The organism is Maribacter sp. Asnod1-A12 (genome assembly GCF_045063735.1).
Classification (GTDB): domain Bacteria; phylum Bacteroidota; class Bacteroidia; order Flavobacteriales; family Flavobacteriaceae; genus Maribacter.
The window spans coordinates 1,292,379-1,314,185 of the sequence record NZ_JBEFNZ010000006.1 but is presented as its reverse complement, the minus strand read 5'-3'; the positions used below and the strand labels follow the sequence as shown (position 1 = coordinate 1,314,185).

Below are 21,807 nucleotides of genomic sequence, written 5' to 3'. Positions count from 1 at the left end.
CATAGACAAGTTGCATCGTTATTCGATAAACGTCCAATATTTCGTTGAAATACTGTAGTAGGACAGCTTATAACAAACTTAGTAGTCCGTTTGTACACTAACCTGTTTAATTTATGTCAGAAAGAATGATTCATGTTATGTTTAGTCAAAATGGCAGCTTTAAACCATGTGGTCGGTTCTAAGTGGTTAACTATTTTGGCTAACTTGTAGATTCCTCTATTAACTTGTTATAAAATGAGATATGTAGCTAGATTAAATCATAGGATCTAGCAAAATTTTAAGATTACAGACTGATTAGTCTAAAGAATCCCTTAAAATTTTATGCATTTTTAATTTTTTTTTAGCAATGACAGCTATATGCATGGCATAGCTATTGAGATTATGACATCAGAAGAATTATAAAATTAAATACATATGAAATCAGACACAAATGTCAGAAACGCTTGGAAGGTTTATTTCTTCTCAGCAGTAATTGCCTTAGTTGTTAGTTTTGGAGTAATTCAATTTAACAAACAAAATGAATCGGATAAGGAAACTAGCGGAGTAACCGTGGTTGAATCTGTACCCGGAGCACAGGCTTTATACACAAAGGATAATGAAGGAAATATTAAGCCTTTAGATTTTACGGAAACTTCTGAAAAAGTTTTAGATGCCGTAGTGCATATTAAATCGACCCAAACGGGATCAACAAGCCAGAGTCAAGGTGCACGAGAATTACCGGATCCCTTTAAAGAGTTTTTTGGAGATATGTTTAAAGGGCAATCTCCAAACGGTGCGCAATCAAGACCTAGAGTAGGTACAGGTTCGGGAGTAATTATTAACGACCAAGGATATATCGTTACCAATAATCATGTTATTGATAATGCCGATGAAGTTGAGGTTACCTTATATAATAACCAATCGTATAAAGCGACGGTTATTGGTACCGATTCAACGACAGATTTGGCGCTTTTACAGATTAAAGCCGATAATCTAAAAACGATGTCATTGGTAAATTCTGATGATGTAGAAGTCGGTGAGTGGGTATTGGCAGTTGGTAATCCGTTAGGGTTGAATTCAACGGTTACGGCAGGTATTGTTAGTGCAAAGGCAAGAAGCATTCATATCAATACCGATAAGTTTGCGGTAGAAAGCTTTATACAGACAGATGCCGCTATTAACCCTGGTAATAGTGGGGGAGCTTTGGTTAATCTTGATGGTAATTTGGTAGGAATTAACACAGCCATTGCTAGCACAACCGGTACTTATACCGGATACGGATTTGCGGTGCCTAGTAACATCGTTACCAAAGTGGTTGAAGATTTACTGAAATTCGGTAACGTACAACGTGGCATGTTGGGGGTTTCTATTAGAACTATGGACAGTAACTTGGCAAAAGAAAAAGATGTTGACTTTACCAAAGGTGTTTGGGTAGAGCAAGTAGGTGAAGATAGTGGTGCTGATTTGGCAGGTATGGAATCTGGCGATATTATAGTTAGTGTAAACGGTAAAGAAACAGCTACGTCACCAAGACTTCAAGAAATTATAGCAGGTAAAAGACCTGGTGATAAGGTTGCTATTATTGTAAATAGAAATGGAAAGGAAAAAGAATTGGAAGTAGAGCTACATAATTCTCAAGGTGGAACAGATTTTATCAAGAAAGAGAAGAAAGAAGTATTTAATCTTTTAGGTGCGGATTTTGAAAATGTAGACAAGCAATTAGCCAAAAAATTAGATATTGATGGTGGGGTACAAGTTTCTAAACTATACCCTGGTAAGATTAAGAGTGAGACGCAAATGAGAGCTGGTTTCATCATTACGCATATTGATGGTAAACGTGTAGATGACATTGATGATGTTGCTGCTATTTTGGAGAACAAAAAAGGCGGAGTAATGTTGGAAGGTGTTTATGAAGATGGTTCTAAAAATTATTATGCCTTCGGATTGGATTCATAGTCCGCTATAATGATTAATTTTATGCCAAGCGGATAATAGTATCCGTTTGGCATTTTTTTTGAAATTAATTCTAGATAGATGCAATTAGGTTCTAAGTCCATTGGTTTGGTGCTTTCCGGTGGAGGCATTAGAGGCATGGCACATATAGGTGTTATTAAGGCAATGCAAGAGTTTGGCATTGAGGCTAAGGTGGTATCCGGTAGTAGTATTGGTGCATTAGTGGGTGCATTGTATGCGGCAGACAAACCTGTAGTAGATATGCTTAAGTTTTTTAAGGAAACACCGCTTTTTAAATATAATTACTTTGCTGTTGCTAAACCAGGTTTATTGAATAGCGAGAGTTATATAGCTTCTTTTAAACAGTATTTTCCAGATGATAGTTTTGAGGCCTTGAATAGAGAACTCCATGTAGTCGCTACAAATTTGCAAAAAGGTGAAGAGCTTTTTATCGATAAAGGTGAATTGATAAAGCCTTTATTGGCATCGGCTGCATTACCACCTGTTTTTAGTCCTGTAGAGTATAAGGGAGAATTATATGCCGATGGCGGAATCATGAACAATTTTCCGTCCGAAGCTGTGCTGCCAAAAGTTGATTATGTAATTGGTAGTAATGTATCTGTGGTTTCTCAATTAGAGAAAAAACATTTGAACAATTCATTTCAACTAACAGGCAGAGTAACCGGATTAATGATTTATGCCATAAACCGACAAAAAATCAATAATTGTCACCTTGTACTAGAATCTAAAGAACTGGAACATATTGGCTTGCTAGATAGAAGAGGCATTGAAAAAGCCTACGCCATTGGCTATGAAGCTGCTGTTAAAAAGTTTGAGGAGGTATTTACCAAATAGCTGATTACAACATCGCACTTATAAGCAAGGTACCCACGATCCAAAGTACTACGGATATAACCCCGCCGATTACTATAAAGTGTTTGAATTTATATATTCCCATACTGTAGATAAGCGCATTTGTTTGATATCCTAAGGGAGTAAAGAAACTGAAATTTGCCGCAAACATTACACATAGAATAAATGGCTTGGGATCAAGACTTAACCCGCTGGCCAATGAAATTCCAATAGGTGCCATTATAATTGCCGTAGCATTGTTTGATACAACACTACTTAGAATCATGGTGGTTAAAAATAACAATCCGATTATAAATATTGGTTGCTGACCGGCCATTAAGGCTAAAAGTTCTTCCGTGATCCAAGTGTCTGCCTTGGCATTACTCATCGCAATACCTAACGGTATCATACCTGCTAATAAGAATATAATTTGCCAGTTTATCTTTTCATAAATACGATTTAACTCTACGCACTTAAAAAGAAGCATAGCTAAGGTTCCTGTAATTACGCTCGTCATTACTTCAAAAATTCCCGTAGCTGCCATGGCAATGGTGGCAATTAAAATCAAGATGGATAAGTTTCTTTTAAATGGAGTAGCAGGCGTGCGACCTTCATATTGGTTTAATACCGCTAGATTATTGCTGTTTTCAAAGTTAGAAACGTATTCTGGTTTAGTCTGTATTAATAATCGATCCCCAACATGAAGTTTTGTAAACTCATGATTACTTTGGTGTAATCTATTTTGTAGAATACGTAGTTTCTTTCTTTTATTGATACCAAGCGGAATAGCTCTTGGTATCAATATAGTTTTCAACTCGGACAAATTTCTACCTAAAAAACGAGAACCGGGTAACAGTAGAAGTTCTAATAATAAGTTTTCATCTTTGTCATCTTTTGATTCTTCATCAGCCTTTTCAGAACTTGCTACTTTCTTTATTTGAGTTGTTTTAGTAGAAGTAAAATGGTCTTTTTCTGCTAAATCGACGTCAAAATAACCTTCACCACGCATTTTTTGAAGATTTTCTAAACTACAGTGTAAAAGAATGACATCGTTTGGTTTAATCAGTAAATCATGATTATCAAGATTTTGATCGTAGCCATATCTAGACAAGCGTAACACCGTTATGTCAGCTTCTTTATACATAAAGCTTTCCCCAATTGGTTTCTCAACTAATGGAGAATCTTGTTCAATAGTCAAGGTCAAAAGATAGCGGTCAAGATCATAATTGTCTGAAAGTTCGCCATTGTCTTTTGGTAAAAAACGATAGAAAATGGCTATAATTCCTATAGAAATGATCAAAAAAGTGCCTCCCAGGAACGAAAATTCAAAAAAACCGAGTTTTTCGCCTGTGTACCTAGTAGCTATATTACTGACCAATAAGTTGGTTGAAGTTCCCATAAGGGTACAGCTTCCTCCTAGAATACTTGCGAATGATATAGGTAATAATAATTTTCCTGGTGGTAGTTGATACTTTTCTCGTAGCTCGGCAACTATCTTTATAAACACTATTACTACAGCAGTAGAACTTACAAATGCAGAAATACTACCTGCAATCAGCATAATAGCGACCATGGCCAAGACAACCGGCCAGTTCTTTAAAACCTTTAAACCTTTTGCGAGATAAGAAATGGCTCCATTTTCTTCAAGTCCGATCGCTAAAATCATTAGACATAGAATGGTGATCACGGCTTTGTTAGAAAATCCGCTGACGGCTTCTTCGGGGGAAACCAAGCCTGTCAATAGTAACGCGGCAATAATGCAAAAGGCAATTTTATCCATCGGAAAAACCTCAAAAGCAAACAATATAATGACTGCTGCGATGATGATAAAAACACCAATGATTTCTATAGACATACCTAATGAGAATTGAAAATACTATCAAAGATATTTCAACGCTCCATTAAGGATGACTCAATCGAATTTAGTTTTGACTTGGAGTGGATAATGATTAAAAAAAAGAACGTCATTACAAAAGTAGTGTACTAATCTGTTGAATAGTTGTACCTATTGGTCAGGTTGTTTCGTACCTCGTAATGACGTTTAATGAATTTTAATCCCTAAATGGGCTTACACATCATCAAAATCTACTTTTATAGTAGGTGTGGTTGCATGCGCTTGACAGGTTAAGATAAATCCATCTGCAATTTCTTTATCGGTCAAAATTTGATTCATGACCATTTCTGCTTTTCCATCAGTAACTTTGGCAATACAGCTACTGCAAACTCCGCCTTGACATGAGTATGGAGCATCAATATTTTCTTTTAAAACAGCATCAAGAATTATGGTTTTCTTATCCATAGTAAACTCAAATTCTTCATCATCAACAAGTACAGTAACCGCAGTTTGACCATCTGCCTGTACAGGCAATTCTTCTTTTATTTCCGTTGGTGTAAAAAGTTCAAAATGGATTTTATCCTTATCCACTTCATTCTCAATTAAAGTATCTTGTACCAAACGAATCATCTCTTCCGGTCCACATAAATAATATCCATCAAAATCAATGTCTTTATGCTTATTTAACAAAGCATAATTTACCGTTGAGGTATCAATTCTACCAAATAACGCCTTGTCTTCACGAGTTTGGCTATTAGTGAAATATACAAAAAACCGATTGGCATATTCTAGTTCTAATTTTACCAAATCTGTATAGAACATGGTCTCTTCGTAAGATTTGTTACCATAAACCAAAACGAATTTGTTCTTAGGGTTACTATCTAAAACAGACTTCACAATACTCATAATAGGGGTAATACCACTACCCGCAGCAAAAGCGGCAATATTCTGTACGTCATTGGTCGTATTGAATACAAAACGACCTTCTGGTTCCATTACTTCTAATGTGTCACCAACTTTTAATTCTGAGTTGGCGTAATTGGAGAACCCGCCATTATCTACTTTTTTGATACCGATGGTGATGCCATCTTTTTCAGGTGATGAACTTATAGAGTATGCTCTTCTAAGTTCTTTACCCTTAATCTCTTTTTTAATGGTGATATACTGACCCGCCGTAAAGGTGAAAGTCTGTGCCAATTCTTTCGGAATTGAAAAAGTAACGGCAACAGAGGTTGGCGTCAATTGTTTGATATGTTTAACCGTTAATGGGTGAAAATGCGACATATATTCGTTTCTTTAAATCGAATTACAAAATTAAGCATGCTTTTGCGATATCATATGACATTTGTCAAAAAAGTCAGTATTACTGCTTTTTGTTTAACTTTTTATGCTATCAAATAGTATTGAAGTATCTCATCTAGTAGAAAGAGCATATTTAAATTAGTGTTGATATGCCGAAAATTATATCAGGAAAGGAGAGATAGTATTAGCGATTTCTAAATTAATTATATGATAGCTTTAATAAAAAGGACAAATTATCGACATTATAAACACTATGAAGTATTTTACTTACGTTATATGTTGTAATTCTTATATTAGCGCAAGACCAACAAACCTACTTATACTTGAAAAAGTTTATTTCGATTGCCCTCATAGTTATTTCTACGTTTACTTTACACGCCCAAAAAGAAGCCGCTATTTGGTATTTTGGAGAAAATGCTGGGCTTGACTTTAACAGTGGAGCACCAGTAACTTTATTAGATGGTGCTTTAAATACTAGGGAAGGCTGTGCAACCATTTCAGATTTTAATGGTAATCTTTTATTTTACACAGATGGTATTACGGTTTGGAACCGTAACCACTTGCCCATGCCAAACGGAAATGGTTTATTAGGTGACCCGTCTGCAACACAATCTGCTATAATAGTTCCTAATCCTGGTAATCCCAATTTATACTACATTTTTACGGCAGATAAATTAAAGTTAGAAAATGGTATCAATTATAATGTGGTGGATATTACATTGAATGGCGGACTTGGAGACGTTATTCAAAAAAACGTACAATTAGTTACACCGGCTTCGGAGAAACTTACCGCAGTAACCCATGCCAATGGTACTGATGTTTGGGTATTGACCCATGATGCTTTTGGTGATGCATATATGGCATACTTGGTTACAACGGCAGGAGTAAATCCTACTCCTGTTATCTCTAATTTAGGAATACACTTAACTAACTATTTTTATGAAGATGACTACCATGCCATAGGATACATTAAAGTTTCACCGAATGGTGAAAAAGTTGCAGCTGCACATGCTGGCTTAAATGTGGACGTAATGGATTTTGATACCGCTACCGGTGTCTTAACAAATGCAGTTGCCATATTAAATGCTACCGAGGAATATAAGGGATTTTTTGGAATAGAATTTTCTCCTAATAGTAGATTTTTATATACAAATAGCTCTAATTTTACTGAGTTGTATCAGTATGATTTGGAGGCGGTTGATATAAAAAATTCAGTAGTCAGTTTAAATACAACAGAAATTACTTTTGGCGCACTTCAATTGGGTATAGATGGTAAAATTTATTTAACGGAGTACTTAAGACCAACTTTAAGTGTAATCGAAAACCCTAATGTAAAAGGAGTTGCAAGTAACTTGAATTATAGTTCAATTGATTTAGGGGGTAGGTTAGGGGTTTTAGGTCTACCACCATTTATAACAAGTTATTTTTTAGTGAATATTATGGTTGATGGTTTTTGTTTAGGAAACCCAACGACTTTTGAAAGTTCTATTAGTGCCAACCCAGTTTCTATTTTATGGGATTTTGGAGATGGTAACACATCTACCTTAGAAAACCCAAGTCATACTTATGCCACTGCAGGGGACTATACAGTTTCCGTCACCGTAACTACAGCATCCGAGACCAAAACGGAGACAAGAAATATTACCATTTTTGAAACTCCTATTGCTGCCACACAACCAAATATTGAGGTATGTGTTACGAAGGATAGCTATACTTTAGATTTGACCATGCTAAATAATGCAATTTTAGGTACTCAAAATCCATCAGATTTTACCGTCACCTATTTTTCATCACAAGCTGATGCAGATGCAAATAGTAATCCGTTAGTATTGAATTATGATTTTCCGTTAGGCAGTACGGCAGTTTATGCACGAGTATCTAATAATAGCAATACAGCTTGTTATGATACAACCCAGTTTAATGTTATTTCCCAGAAAGAACCAACATTGGGTACTATAGCCGATTGGACCATTTGTGACGATGACCTTGACGGATTTTACACCTTTGACCTATCTGAAAAAGACATTGAGGTTTTTAATGGTCAAGATGAAACTATTTTTGATGTAAGTTATTTTGCTTCTCAAGCTGATGCCGATACTGGTTCTAATCCGTTACCTATCAACTATACCAACAACTTGTTCAGTGAAGAAATTTTTGTGAGACTGGAAAATAGTACTCATACCGATTGTTATAAAACAGATAGTTTTACAATAGAGGTCAGTCCCGGAGTTGTCGCAAATACCCCAAATAATTTAGAGGTCTGTGATGATAATAATGATGGTTTTGCAGCATTTTTGTTAAGCGATACAGAAGCGGAAATCATTGGAACACAAAGCTCAACTAGTTTACTAGTAACATACCATACCACTATGGTAGACGCTGAAAATGGCACTGATACACTTTCCGATAGCTTTACAAATACCATAAATAACAATCAAACAATATTCGTTAGAGTGCAAAATGCTACTGATGCGAGTTGTTATGCAACATCAAGTTTTGAATTGCAAGTTTTTGATTCACCAGAAATTCAGACAGTCACCGATTGGAGTATTTGTGACGACAATAATGATGGTGTTACGGTTTTCGACCTTACCGAAAAGAATGCGGAAATATTAGTAAATCAAAATGTTGATGATTTTACGGTGCGTTATTATGAGAATGCAGTAGATGCCAATTTGGCTCAAAATGAAATTAATGGTTTCTATCAAAACACAACAAACCCTCAAGCTATATTTTACAGTATTGAGAACAATAGAAGCGCAACTTGTATTGTGACAAATAGTTTTGAAATTGAAGTGTATAACACGCCGTTTGCGCAGGCTCCATCACCAATAATTCTATGTGATGTCAATGAAACAGGTGTACAAACTATAGATTTGACCCAAAAAGATGAGGAGATTTTAGGTAATCAATCTGTTAACGATTTCAAGGTAACGTATTTCGCCTCTCAAGTTGATGCTGAAAACAACACAAATACTTTAGATTCATCGGCATATACTAATGTATTGAATCAAGAAACTATTTACGCTCGGGTTCAACCAAATAATTTAGATGATTGCTACGCCACGACATCCTTTGAAATTACTATCAACTTTCTACCACAACCTAATATAGAAGAACGTTATGTTATATGTCCAGATAGTCCTGCTTTAGTTATTGATGGAGGAGATTTTGAATCGTGGTCTTGGCAGAATACTGCAGGGGAAGAACTAAGTACTACTAGAAATTTCAACGTATCAGAATTAGGAGAATACCATTTAACGGTAAGCCAAACTTCAAACGGGGTACGTTGTGAAAATTCCCGATCATTTGAGGTGTTATCATCTGGAGCACCAGAAACTATGACCGTTGAGGTTAATGGATTTTCAGACCAAATAAATATTACAATAAATGCGACGGGAACGGGACCTTTTGAATATTCGGTAGACGGTGAAAATTACCAAACTAGTAATGAGTTTGTGGTCTTTCCTGGTGAGCATACGGTGTTTGTGAGAGATTTGTTAGAATGTAGGGTTTTATCAGAAGAAGTTGTAGCTATTGGTTACCAGCGATTTTTTACTCCGAATGGAGATGGTAATAATGAATTTTGGAACATTATTGGTGGAGAACTGTATCCTGAATCCCAATTGTTTATTTACGATAGGTACGGTAAACTTTTGAAACAGATTAATCCTAATTCAAAAGGATGGGATGGAACTTTTAACGGAACCTCATTACCAGAATCAGATTATTGGTTTAAATATACATATTCTGAAAATCAAATAATTACAGGTCATTTTGCTTTAAAGCGATAAAATGATTTCGGTCTATTTTAAGTAGTTTAGAAATATATTCTTGAATTATCTTGTAACAAACTCAAGATTTTTCTTACTTATATTCTGAATACTAAAACCAACCGAATGTTTAAACGTTTTTCTTCATTACAATGGAAATCCTTTTTTAGGTCCTCTAACCTTGGTAAAAGTCTAGGGATAAAAATAGTGATGGGATTTTTCGGCGTATACATGCTTTTATCACTTGCTGGTGCAGGAGCCGGAATGTACTTTATCTTAAAAGAAATATTCCCTGATCAAAGCCCTATGTGGAGTATTAGCCAATATTTTATTTACTGGATTTTAATGGAATTATTCTTAAGGTATTTCATGCAGAAACTTCCTGTAATGGATATAAAACCATTTTTGACCACTCCTGTTAAGAAAAGTACCATTGCACATTATATATTGGGTAGATCAGCAGCATCTATCTATAATTTATTGACGATATTCTTTATAGTTCCGTTTGCAATAGTGTTACTATTTAATGGCTACCCTGTACTCAATGTTTTACTATGGATAGTGGGTATTATAGGAATTGTTCTGAGTATAAATTACGTGAACTTGTTAGTAAATAAGAATGATAAGATTCTTATTGGAATAGGTAGTATTCTTGTCTTAGGGTATGGATTGGATTATTTTGGGGTGTTCTCTATAAAAGAGTTTTTTGCTCCTGTTTTTCATGCGCTTTATGCATACCCAATTACGGTATTGATTCCTATTGCTTTAGCAGCTCTTATATATTATGTGAACTATAAGTTTTTGCGTGATAAGATTTATCTTGATGCCAAGCTTAAAACAAAGTCAGTTGAGGCAAATACCTCAGATATGTCTTGGACAAAGCGTTTTGGAGAAATGGGTTCTTTCTTACAACTTGATCTTAAAATGATTTGGCGTAATAAAAGAACGAAGTCTCAGGTGTACATTTCCCTTCTGTTCGTGTTCTACGGATTAGTGTTTTACACCCAAGATATGTATAGTAGTATGATGCCGATGAAAGCCTTTGTGGGCATTTTTATGACGGGTATTTTCTTGAGTAATTTCGGACAATTTATTCCTGCTTGGGATAGTAGTTACTATAGTATGATGATGTCGCAGAATATACCCATGCGCAAATATTTAGAGTCTAAAGTATCCTTAATTACTGTTAGTATCGTATTCATGTTTTTATTGACCCTACCCTATGTTTACTTCGGTTGGGATGCTTTGGCCATCAATTTTGGCTGTGCATTATATAACTTAGGAATTAATATACCGGTCATTTTATATTTTGGTTCATTTAATAAAAAAAGAATCGAACTGGATCAGAGTCCGTTTGGTAATATGCAGGGTGCTAGTGCTACTCAATTTTTGGTAATGGTTCCGGTTTTAATCGTTCCTATTATCATATTTTCCATCTTTTATTACATCTTTAGTTTAGAGGTAGCAGTGGGAGTATTATCCGTTCTAGGCATCATAGGTTTTGCTATGAAGAATTATTTACTAGGGTTGATAACAGAACAATACAAGAAAAAGAAATACGGAATGATAGCAGGTTTTAAAGAGAAGGCGAGTTGATTGATAAGTACCGAGTATTAAGTAATAAGTTCAAAGAAAAAAGCTTTTTTAATGATGAGTTATAGAACATTACTTTTATTTTTTTACTAAAATTTATGGAGACTTTTTAGGAAAGCTTAAAGAATTCAGTAAGGAATATAAAGTTGCAGGGATAAGTAAATAAACGTCGGCTAGTTGTTAATAAGCTATTCAGATAGATAAATTGGATTTATTTCTTTTAACCAATAACGAACAAAACGGTTGCTGAGCGTAGCCGAAGTAAATAATAAGATTATGATTACAATAGAAAATTTATCTAAAAAATACGGTTCACAACAAGTATTAAATATTGAATCCTTAAATATACCAACAGGACAAAGTTTCGGTTTGGTGGGTAATAACGGAGCGGGTAAAACAACGCTATTTAGTTTGTTGCTAGATTTAATTCAGCCAAGTACGGGTCATATCATTAATAACGATGTTCAAGTAAACACCAGTGAAGATTGGAAACCATTTACATCATCTTTTATAGATGAAACCTTTCTGATTGGGTACTTGACTCCCGAAGAGTATTTTTACTTTATAGGCGACCTTCGCGGTCAAAATAAAGCGGATGTAGATGCATTATTGGCACAATATCAAGATTTCTTTCACGGTGAAATTTTGGGTCAGAAAAAGTACTTGAGAGATTTGTCTAAAGGGAATCAAAAAAAGGCTGGTATCGTAGCTTCTTTTATTGGTAACCCCAAAGTGGTCATTTTAGACGAACCTTTTGCAAATTTGGATCCAACTACACAGATTCGTCTAAAGCAAATTATTAAAGAACTTGCTGCAAAAGAAGACGTCACCGTTTTAGTTTCTAGTCATGATTTAATTCATGTAACTGAAGTATGCGAACGTATTGTAGTACTAAATAAAGGTGAAGTGGTTAAAGACATAGAAACATCTACAGAAACATTGAAAGAACTGGAGGTGTTCTTTGGTGCAGAGAGTGCTTTACCGGTTGCGGAATAAATTGAATTTTCTTAATTTATAGATATTTAAACTATATAAATGGCTTCTGATTTAAATTCGTTAATTGATTATTATCAATGGGAAATTATTAGAATACAGGCTCAAATCGATGAAAATCTAGAAATGCATTTGTACAATGAGGTTGAATTTGATGTGGTTGCCTTACGCAACTTGAAAAATGAGTTGGATGCTATTTTAACATTGCAAGATTCTAGGTACCCGAAAATTCAAAGAGTAAAAGATCAAATTGAATATTATAAAACTAAGATTACGGAACAAGGTAAATCAAGTGACTTCAAAGAAGTCTATGAAATTCGAATTCGTGAAACGGAAAAGGAGCTGGAAGCATTATTACAGATTAAAAATAAGTCTATTTCGTTTGAGACTCAGTTTGTTGATGATGCTTTGTATAAGTTATATTCAAATGAAATCGTTGCTTTTAATTTATATCTAAATGATGATAAACAAGTATACTTAAGTCTTAGCATGGTAGGTGCTAATGAAATAAGAATAATAGTTTATCTTGAGAATAGGGATGCTTATTCTTGGTATAAAAAATACTCCTTAATTAAAGATTTGAAATTTCAGGATTTGGAGGGCGGAGGAATGTATTTGACAAGAAGTATTACTAACGCAAATACCTTGTTGGTAATTAAAGAGCTGCTATCAAGAATCGTAATAGCTATTAAGAATGGCTATTATTTAAAAAATGAAATCTATTTAGAACTCATCGACAATAAGTAGTTATCTAAATTTCATAGTAAAAATCCAAAAACCGACCACTAGGTCGGTTTTTCATTTCTGAGTTTTGTAGCAAAATGGATAAATATCCGATAAAGATATCTTTGATCAGATTATCTGATGTAAACTTATATTCGCTTGGTTATTTTAATTCAAAACAAACTACACGGTCGGTAAAATTTGGTTGTAGTAGTCTAAAAATGTTGAGAATGCTCAAAAATAAATATGCAGTTTACCGATGAACGGTATAATAATCTGGTTGTTTTTAAGTTAAACATACATACGTAGATCAACTATTTTGAATCTTAGAAACAAACTTATTTTATCCGGTGTTTTGGCGAGTATGCTTTTTAATGCATGTTCTGTCAAGAAAGACAAGTTCGTAAACCGTAATTGGCATGCGCTCAATACCAAATACAATACCTTGTATAATGGTAACATTGCTTTTGAGCTAGGTCGAGAAACTTTGAACGATACCTATCAAGATGATTATTTTGAAGTCTTGCCTATAGAGCGTTTAGAGGTTAGTGGCGAAATTAAATTAGATTCAGAAGACAACAATCCTAATTTCCTTATTGCAGAAGAAAAAGCTACTAAGGCTATTCAACGCCATAGTATGGATATTAAGGATGAAGAGCGAAACCCACAAATAGATGAAGCTTTTCTTCTTTTAGGGAAAGCAAGATATTTTGATGAACGCTACATACCGGCATTAGAATCTTTCAACTATGTTCTTAATAAATATTCTGAAAGCGATAAGCTGAACGAGGCAAGTATTTGGAGAGAGAAAGTAAACATTCGCTTAGAAAACGATGATCTTGCAATTAAAAATTTAAAGCGCTTAATGAAATATGAGCGTTTAAAAGATCAAGAATATGCAGATGCAAGAGCAATGATGGCGCAAGCGTTTATTAATCTAAATGCACCAGATACTGCTGTGCAAAACCTTAAAATAGCATCGCACTACACTACAAAAAACCCAGAAAGAGGAAGGTACTATTATATTATAGGTCAGTTGTATAATCAATTGGGGTTTAAAGACAGTGCTAATTACGCATTTGATAAGGTAATCGAATTAAATAGGAAGTCGCCTCGTGTTTACATGATAAATGCCAAAATAGAAAAATTAAAGAATACTCAAGTAACTTCTGAAAATAAGGAAGAGGTTTTGGAGTATTTGACAAAAATGGAAATGAATAGGGAGAACAGACCTTATTTAGATGGTATTTACAGACAGTTGGCTGAGTTTCATTTAGAGCAGGAATCTGATAGTTTGGCTTTGATTTATTTCAATAAATCTTTGCGTGCTTCTCAAAACAAGCCAAAATTGAATGCACTGAATTACGAGAATTTAGCGGAATACAATTTTGATGAAAGTGTTTATAAGCCGGCTGGTGCATATTACGATAGTGTATTGACTAACCTTAATGAAAACACCAAAAAATTTCGTGCTATTAAGAAGAAGCGCGATAATTTGGAAGATGTTATTAAATACGAAGACATTGTACAGTATTCTGACAGTGTAATTACAATTTATCAAATGCCAAAAGATGAGCAATTGGCTTATTTTGGAAAGCATATTGAAGAATTACAGAAGGCTAAAGAAGCTGCACAGAAAAAAGAAAAAGCAAGAATTACCGATGGTTTTGCTGCATTTAGCAACAGTAAAGGTGGCAAAGAAAACAAAGGTAAATTCTATTTCTATAATATAACAAGTTTAGGTTATGGTCAGAACGATTTTAAGAATCGTTGGGGCAATAGAGAATTGACAGATGATTGGCGTTGGTCAGACAAATCGGTTATCAATACTGAAAATGTTGCCTTGCAAAATGCACCGGGTGTAAATGATAGTTTAAGTGTAGTCAGTGAAGATGAGAAATTCTCTTTAGACTTTTATATGGATCGTTTGCCAACAGATGTAGCGGTTATTGACAGCTTAAAAACAGAACGTAATTTTGCAAACTATCAATTAGGATTAATATATAAGGAGAAGTTTAACGAGAATTTGTTGGCAGCTGCCAAATTAGAAGATGTATTGGCATCTAATGCTGAAGAACGATTGATTCTTCCTTCAAAATATAATCTTTATAAGATTTACGAAGAAGTTGATAGTCCGTTGAAAGAGACCATGAAGGCAGATATTATTGCCAACCATGCCGACTCTAGATATGCTGAGATTTTATTGAATCCGCAAGCGGTATTAGCAGATAGTTCAGATAGCCCAGAGAAGCGCTATGAGAGTTTGTTCAAACAATATAAAGAGCAACAATATTTACAGGTAATTACGGGGTCAGAAGAGAATATTAATAGATTTACCGGTGACCCTATTGTTCCTAAATTTGAAATGTTGAAGGCAAATGCCATTGGTAGACTTCAAGGCTTTGAACCTTTTAAAGAAGCATTGAATTATGTGGCGTTGACATATCCTAACAATCCAGAGGGTAAAAAGGCGGAACAAATGATTGCAGAGCAGCTTCCTAAATTAGAACAAAAGGAGTTTTCACCAGAAACAGATTCTAAAGGAACATCTAACTGGAAGGTAGTTTTTCCGTTTAAAAGAAGTAATACGGAACAAGCGTTAAAGTTGATGGAATTGTTAGAGCAATCTATAATTGACCTTAGATATAAAAATATTGTCTCTAGAGATATTTATAACCTAGAAGACCAATTTGTTGTAGTGCACGGATTTAAATCTAAAGATTTTGCTTTAGGGTATGCCGAGCTACTAAAAAACAATAAGGATTACCTTGTTGCTGATGAGAATTTTGTAGTTTTATCGGAGAACTATAAGATTGTACAAGTACACAAGAATATAATCGAATATAGAAATACGCTTTTAACCCCAAAACCGTGAACAATGTTTTCAGACAAACAAAAACCTAGAGCTATGAATGAAGTAGGAGGCCAGCCTAACAGAATAGAAAAGAACACCAAAATAAAAGGAGATATCATATCTGAAGCAGATTTTCGTATAGACGGTAAGCTAGATGGTAATGTAAAAACTTCTGGTAAAGTGGTGATCGGTAAAGATGGCTACATTCATGGAAAAGTAGAATGTGTAAATGCAGATATAGAAGGTAGCTTTAACGGTGAACTTTTAGTATCTGATCTGTTATCCTTAAAATCATCAGCAGTTATAGAAGGGACCGTATCTGTGAGTAAATTGGCCGTTGAGCCGGGTGCTACATTTAACGCCTCTTGTACAATGGGTGGTGGTAAAGCTGCTGGTGCAGGTTTTAAATCATCTAATAATGGAGCCGCAAAAGCCTCGTAACGATAATTCTGAACTTTTAAGAAATGCTGCAAGCTTATCTGGTGTTGCCATACAAATGGGTGTCACTATATTCTTGGGCAATCTTTTAGGGGAGTGGTTAGATCAAAAATTTGAAAAAACGTTTTTAGAGGACACATTTACATTACTTGCTGTATTTTTGTCCATCTATTTAGTCATAAAGAAAGTTATGGCGCTAAATAAATAAACGTTGCTAAAAAATATCTTTTTATATATAGTCGTGTTCACTGTTGTGGGCGCGACTTCTTATTTTCTGCAAGATCTTGCTTTGTTGGATCCGCCAACTTATTTTGGTCCGTTATTGGTCAAGGCATACACTTTTCACTTCGTGTTCTCTCTTGTGTTGGTCATCATTTTCTTAATTGCCTCAAAAAACAATTCTTTTTTTGATCAGTTGGGTTTTATGTATATGGGTGTATTGGTTTTTAAGATTACAATTTTTGCTGCACTGTTCTATCCTTACCTTTTAGGTGAACTGATTATGTCTCAAATATATAGGGGTGCACTGCTTATACCGGTGATTATTTTTTTGTTTCTAGAAGTGTTTTTTATTTCCAAAATTATGCGCAAAAAAAGACTCTAAATTTTAAAGCTTTAAAATTGGGTAGATTATGCAATAATTAACTACTTTTGCGCAAAATTTCTAGGAGCTAAATTTTTTGATAAAGAACTAATGATGCAAGTTTCAAATACGATTAAAACCTTATTACAACTTCTAATACTTTGTTTTTCATTGCAAAGTTTCGCTATATCCGATACTGAGCCAGAAGGAGCGGTAAGTGGTAAGGAACAGGTAGATGCCTATATTTTACATCACCTTAAAGATTCTCATGATTTTCATTTGTTCTCTTATACTAGTGATTCAGGAGAAAGAAAGCATGTTGGTTTTCCACTTCCTGTAATTCTTTGGTCAAGCAATGGTTTGGCAACTTTTATGTCATCAGAATTTCACCATGATGATAACGGACATGTAATTGTTGAGAGAAACGGTTCTAAATTCGTAAAACTTCATAGTAAAATATATGAATTGGATGCTGGAGCATCTTCAGTGAATTTTGATGAAGAGCACCATGCCACTAATGCACATAAAGTTTTAGATTTTTCTATTACTAAGAGTGTTGTTGGGGTGTTGTTGGTAGGCTTACTTATGTTATTGGCCTTTTCTTCATTGGCGAAACAATACGGAAAGAAAAAAATACCTACTGGTTTTGGTAGAGTGTTAGAGCCATTGGTACTTTATGTAAGAGATGAGATTGCTAGACCTAATATTGGGGAAAAGCATTACAGAAGATTTACAGGATACCTATTAACGGTTTTCTTCTTTATCTGGGTGTTGAACTTATTAGGACTTACCCCATTCGGTTTTAACGTAACAGGACAAATAGCAGTAACTGCTTGTTTGGCTATTTTTACATTGATCATTTATACGGTTAGTGGAAATAAAGATTATTGGATGCACATTTTATGGATGCCAGGTGTACCTGTATTCGTAAAACCTATTTTGGCTATAATAGAATTAGCTGGTGCATTTATCATTAAACCATTTTCATTGTTAGTGCGTTTATTCGCAAACATATCTGCAGGTCACATTGTAGTAATGAGCTTAATTGCAATTATGTTTACATTGAAAGAGAGTTTAGGTGTGGCAGGAGCTACGGGCCTATCATTGGTATTATCATTTTTTATTACGCTTATTGAGGTTTTAGTAGCCTTCTTGCAAGCATATATTTTTACTGCGCTTTCAGCCTTGTTTATAGGTATGGCAGTTGCAGAACACGACCACGATCATGAACATGATGAGGCGGGTCACGAAGTAGCCGATACAGAAGATGTAAGAGCAGACTTCATTTAATAAGAGTTTTTTTAATTTAATTATATAAATCAATTAGTATGGTAACTTACAATTTAATTGGAGCAGGTTTAATCGTTATCGGAGCAGGTCTAGGTCTTGGTCAAATCGGTGGTAAAGCAATGGAAGGTATTGCTCGTCAACCAGAAGCGGCAGGAAAAATTCAAACTGCGATGATTATCGTAGCTGCACTTTTAGAAGGTTTAGCATTCGGTGCTTTGTTCTTAGGAAAATAAGAACACGAAAACCCAAAGACATCTTCCTGTAACGGTTGGTTACAGGAAATGTTTTTTAATTATTTGATTTAGATTTTAAAGATTAGGATATGGAAGTTTTATTGAACGATTTTTCACCAGGTTTGTTTATAGTTCAAACAATATTATTATTAGGATTGATTTTCTTGATGGTAAAATTTGCTTGGAAACCAATTTTAAACTCTTTGAACGAAAGAGAAGCTGGTATTGAAGATGCATTGGCTGCTGCTGATAAAGCGCGTACAGACATGCAAAACTTACAGGCTGATAATGAGAAGATGCTTCAAGAGGCTCGTGCTGAACGTGAGGCGATGTTGAAAGAAGCTCGTGAAATCAAAGAAAAGATGATTGCTGACTCTAAAGAGCAAGCAAAATTAGAAGGCGATAAAATGTTGAAGCAAGCACAGACCGCGATCGAAAGTGAAAAGAAAGCTGCTGTTGCTGACATTAAGAGCCAGGTTGCAGAATTGTCTGTAGCTATAGCAGAAAAAGTATTGAAAGAAGATTTATCTAGCAATGACAAGCAATTGAAATTGGTAGATACAATGTTGAGCGATATAAAACTTAACTAAAAGAAATAATGAGCGAATCTAGAGCTGCATTACGTTACGCAAAGGCAATATTGGACATGGCCAAGGAAAACAAAGCCTTGGATGCTGTTGAGAAAGATATGCGTTCCATCGCCTCTACTATTTCAGATAGTAAAGAACTTAAAGATGTATTGGCTAGTCCGGTGGTTTCCGGTACTATGAAAAAGAATGCCTTACTTGAAATTTTTAAGGGTAGTCATTCTATTACAGAAGGAACCATTAACATGTTGGTAGACAACAAGCGTTTAGGAATGTTAAACGAGGTTGCTTTGAAGTACATTATCCTTAATGAGCAACAAAAAGGTAAAGATATAGCTTACGTTACAACAGCAGTACCTTTAGATGCCGCAATGGAAAAGAAAATATTAAAGAAGGTAGCTGAACTTACCGGTAATGAAGTTACCATTGAAAGTAAGGTTGACGAAAGTATTATTGGAGGTTTCATCTTAAGAGTTGGGGATTTGCAGTATGATGCTAGTGTTAGCAACAAGCTTAATAATTTAAAAAGAGAATTTTCAAATAGTCTATAATAACAATATAAGGCTAAGAATGGTTACATTCAATGCCTAATATCTTATATCTAATTAAAAATGGCAGGAGTAAAAGCCGCTGAAGTATCAGCAATTTTAAAGAAACAATTATCTGGATTTGATGCTACCGCTACTTTAGACGAAGTAGGTACTGTATTACAAGTTGGTGATGGTATCGCAAGAATCTACGGATTAGCGAACGCGCAATACGGAGAATTGGTTGAGTTCGAAGGCGGACTTGAAGGTATCGTTCTTAACCTTGAAGAAGACAACGTTGGTGTGGTTCTTTTAGGACCATCTAAATCAGTTGGTGAAGGTGATACCGTAAAACGTACACAACGTATTGCTTCTGTAAAAGTTGGTGAAGGTATTGTTGGTCGTGTAGTGGATACTTTAGGTAGCCCTATCGATGGTAAAGGACCTATTTCTGGCGATACTTATGAGATGCCATTAGAGCGTAAAGCTCCAGGGGTAATCTATAGAGAGCCTGTAACTGAGCCAATGCAATCTGGTATTAAAGCAATTGATGCTATGATTCCGGTTGGTAGAGGACAAAGAGAGCTTGTTATTGGTGACCGTCAAACTGGTAAGACTACAGTTTGTATCGATACCATTCTAAACCAAAAAGAATTTTATGATGCTGGTGAACCTGTTTACTGTATCTATGTTGCCATAGGTCAGAAAGCATCTACTGTTGCTGGTATCGCTCAAGTATTGGAAGATAAAGGAGCAATGGCATATACTACTATCGTAGCTGCCAACGCATCTGATCCTGCACCAATGCAAGTATATGCACCATTTACTGGAGCATCTATTGGAGAATATTTCCGTGATACAGGTCGTCCTGCATTAATTATATATGATGATTTATCTAAACAAGCGGTAGCTTACCGTGAGGTGTCTCTTTTATTAAGAAGACCACCGGGACGTGAGGCTTACCCAGGTGATGTTTTCTACCTACACTCTAGATTATTAGAGCGTGCAGCAAAAGTTATCAATGATGATGATATCGCAAAGGAAATGAACGATTTGCCAGAGGTATTAAAACCTATGGTAAAAGGTGGAGGTTCTTTAACAGCATTACCTATTATTGAAACACAAGCGGGTGACGTTTCTGCTTATATCCCAACGAACGTAATTTCTATTACTGACGGACAGATATTCTTAGAGCAAGATTTATTCAACCAAGGTGTAAGACCGGCAATAAACGTAGGTATTTCGGTATCTCGTGTTGGGGGTAACGCTCAGATTAAATCAATGAAGAAAGTTGCAGGAACATTGAAACTGGATCAGGCACAATTCCGTGAATTGGAAGCTTTTGCTAAGTTTGGTTCAGATCTAGATACTGCTACCTTGAACGTTATTGAAAAAGGACGTAGAAACGTAGAAATATTAAAGCAAGCACAAAACGATCCTTATACTGTAGAAGATCAGGTTGCCATTATTTACGCTGGTTCTAAGAATTTGTTAAGAGATGTACCTGTTGAGAAAGTAAAAGAATTCGAACGTGATTATTTAGAGTTTTTGAACGCTAAACACAGAGGTGTTCTTGATACATTGAAGTCTGGTAAATTAACCGATGAGGTTACTGATACATTAACTTCTGTTTGTAAAGAGCTTTCTGCAAAATATAAGAAATAGTAATTAGCAAAAGATTTTAAAAAATAACCAATAAACTATTATATAATGAAAACTGTTTTAAAGAGTGTGTTTTTTATAAGTCTTTTTGTACTAGTGTCTTGTGGTAATGGCAAAACAAATTATGCTGAGAATGCTGTTTCTATAAAATCTTTAGGAGATGAGTTACAAAGTGAATTTGGTGATGCGTATTATACTTCTATCAATGTAACATCAAGTGATTTAGGTTCAGTAGTGACGGTAACTAATACTGAAGACCCTTCTTCCATGAAAATGGCAGATTGGTCATATTTTCAAGGTTCTTGGAAACAAAATTCAGATATTACTCTAGAGGTTCCTGAAGGTGCAAAAGCTCAAGATTACATGTTTCAAGTAGGTAAACAAGTAAAGTTTGATGTGCTTGGAAAGATTGTTGATGATGCTAAAGCAAAACTTAAAACCGATAAGAAGATTGATGGAAAGGTGCAGACTATTTTAGTAAATGCTCCTAATGATGGTAATTTTGAATCAATGGAGTATTACTTAACTTTAGAACCAATGTCAGGTGGTACCAGTTTTGATTTTCAATACCAAATGGATGGTACTCTAATTAAATACGATTATTAAAAACGTTTAAGTGTATCGAACACTA

The 21,807-nt window shown here is 35.0% G+C and carries 18 protein-coding genes; 16 read left to right on the top strand and 2 right to left on the bottom strand.

What is annotated here, in order from left to right:
- Window positions 1-414: 414 nt before the first annotated feature.
- The gene (locus ACJJVP_RS05490) at window positions 415-1,935 is read left to right on the top strand and encodes a Do family serine endopeptidase (protein ID WP_405411498.1); all 1,521 of its coding nucleotides are present in this window, start codon (window positions 415-417) and stop codon (window positions 1,933-1,935) included.
- 78 nt (window positions 1,936-2,013) lie between these two features.
- The gene (locus ACJJVP_RS05485) at window positions 2,014-2,787 is read left to right on the top strand and encodes a patatin-like phospholipase family protein (RefSeq protein ID WP_405411497.1); all 774 of its coding nucleotides are present in this window, start codon (window positions 2,014-2,016) and stop codon (window positions 2,785-2,787) included.
- Window positions 2,788-2,791: 4 nt separating this feature from the next.
- Here ACJJVP_RS05485 and ACJJVP_RS05480 read toward each other — a convergent pair whose 3' ends face one another.
- Together ACJJVP_RS05480 and ACJJVP_RS05475 are read right to left on the bottom strand one after the other, a co-directional pair.
- On the bottom strand, window positions 2,792-4,639 hold the full coding sequence (locus ACJJVP_RS05480; RefSeq protein ID WP_405411494.1) for an SLC13 family permease: 1,848 nt from the start codon (window positions 4,637-4,639) through the stop codon (window positions 2,792-2,794).
- A 213-nt stretch (window positions 4,640-4,852) separates the two neighbouring features.
- Window positions 4,853-5,902: a 2Fe-2S iron-sulfur cluster-binding protein gene (locus ACJJVP_RS05475; protein ID WP_405411492.1), complete on the bottom strand. Its 1,050-nt coding sequence runs from the start codon at window positions 5,900-5,902 to the stop codon at window positions 4,853-4,855.
- A gap of 341 nt (window positions 5,903-6,243) precedes the next feature.
- Between ACJJVP_RS05475 and ACJJVP_RS05470 the strand changes: the two genes are divergently transcribed.
- The 14 genes from ACJJVP_RS05470 (at window position 6,244) to ACJJVP_RS05405 (ending at window position 21,782) form a co-directional block, all read left to right on the top strand.
- On the top strand, window positions 6,244-9,714 hold the full coding sequence (locus ACJJVP_RS05470) for a T9SS type B sorting domain-containing protein (RefSeq protein WP_405411490.1): 3,471 nt from the start codon (window positions 6,244-6,246) through the stop codon (window positions 9,712-9,714).
- Between the two features lie 105 nt (window positions 9,715-9,819).
- A complete protein-coding gene (locus ACJJVP_RS05465) occupies window positions 9,820-11,289 on the top strand; it encodes a DUF5687 family protein (protein ID WP_405411488.1) in 1,470 nt (489 codons plus the stop codon).
- 273 nt (window positions 11,290-11,562) lie between these two features.
- Window positions 11,563-12,282: an ABC transporter ATP-binding protein gene (locus ACJJVP_RS05460; protein WP_405411487.1), complete on the top strand. Its 720-nt coding sequence runs from the start codon at window positions 11,563-11,565 to the stop codon at window positions 12,280-12,282.
- A gap of 39 nt (window positions 12,283-12,321) precedes the next feature.
- Entirely contained in the window at window positions 12,322-13,026 is a 705-nt protein-coding gene (locus tag ACJJVP_RS05455; RefSeq protein WP_405411485.1) for a hypothetical protein, read from the top strand.
- 340 nt (window positions 13,027-13,366) lie between these two features.
- The gene (locus ACJJVP_RS05450; protein WP_405416139.1) at window positions 13,367-15,877 is read left to right on the top strand and encodes a tetratricopeptide repeat protein; all 2,511 of its coding nucleotides are present in this window, start codon (window positions 13,367-13,369) and stop codon (window positions 15,875-15,877) included.
- A gap of 3 nt (window positions 15,878-15,880) precedes the next feature.
- The gene (locus tag ACJJVP_RS05445; RefSeq protein WP_036150996.1) at window positions 15,881-16,297 is read left to right on the top strand and encodes a polymer-forming cytoskeletal protein; all 417 of its coding nucleotides are present in this window, start codon (window positions 15,881-15,883) and stop codon (window positions 16,295-16,297) included.
- Window positions 16,275-16,502 (top strand): AtpZ/AtpI family protein, encoded by a 228-nt coding sequence (locus ACJJVP_RS05440; RefSeq protein WP_036150997.1) that lies wholly within the window; start codon window positions 16,275-16,277, stop codon window positions 16,500-16,502. The genes ACJJVP_RS05445 and ACJJVP_RS05440 overlap by 23 nt, the downstream gene beginning before the upstream one ends.
- A 3-nt stretch (window positions 16,503-16,505) precedes the next feature.
- The gene (locus tag ACJJVP_RS05435; RefSeq protein WP_405411483.1) at window positions 16,506-16,898 is read left to right on the top strand and encodes a DUF6168 family protein; all 393 of its coding nucleotides are present in this window, start codon (window positions 16,506-16,508) and stop codon (window positions 16,896-16,898) included.
- Between the two features lie 90 nt (window positions 16,899-16,988).
- The gene (gene atpB / locus ACJJVP_RS05430; RefSeq protein WP_084684590.1) at window positions 16,989-18,167 is read left to right on the top strand and encodes a F0F1 ATP synthase subunit A; all 1,179 of its coding nucleotides are present in this window, start codon (window positions 16,989-16,991) and stop codon (window positions 18,165-18,167) included.
- Between the two features lie 38 nt (window positions 18,168-18,205).
- The gene (gene atpE, locus ACJJVP_RS05425; protein WP_027065438.1) at window positions 18,206-18,400 is read left to right on the top strand and encodes an ATP synthase F0 subunit C; all 195 of its coding nucleotides are present in this window, start codon (window positions 18,206-18,208) and stop codon (window positions 18,398-18,400) included.
- Between the two features lie 89 nt (window positions 18,401-18,489).
- On the top strand, window positions 18,490-18,990 hold the full coding sequence (locus ACJJVP_RS05420; RefSeq protein ID WP_036151002.1) for a F0F1 ATP synthase subunit B: 501 nt from the start codon (window positions 18,490-18,492) through the stop codon (window positions 18,988-18,990).
- An 8-nt stretch (window positions 18,991-18,998) separates the two neighbouring features.
- The gene (atpH, locus tag ACJJVP_RS05415) at window positions 18,999-19,538 is read left to right on the top strand and encodes an ATP synthase F1 subunit delta (protein WP_405411480.1); all 540 of its coding nucleotides are present in this window, start codon (window positions 18,999-19,001) and stop codon (window positions 19,536-19,538) included.
- Window positions 19,539-19,598: 60 nt separating this feature from the next.
- Window positions 19,599-21,179: a F0F1 ATP synthase subunit alpha gene (gene atpA, locus ACJJVP_RS05410; RefSeq protein WP_405411478.1), complete on the top strand. Its 1,581-nt coding sequence runs from the start codon at window positions 19,599-19,601 to the stop codon at window positions 21,177-21,179.
- Between the two features lie 45 nt (window positions 21,180-21,224).
- Entirely contained in the window at window positions 21,225-21,782 is a 558-nt protein-coding gene (locus tag ACJJVP_RS05405; protein ID WP_405411476.1) for a hypothetical protein, read from the top strand.
- Window positions 21,783-21,807: the final 25 nt, after the last annotated feature.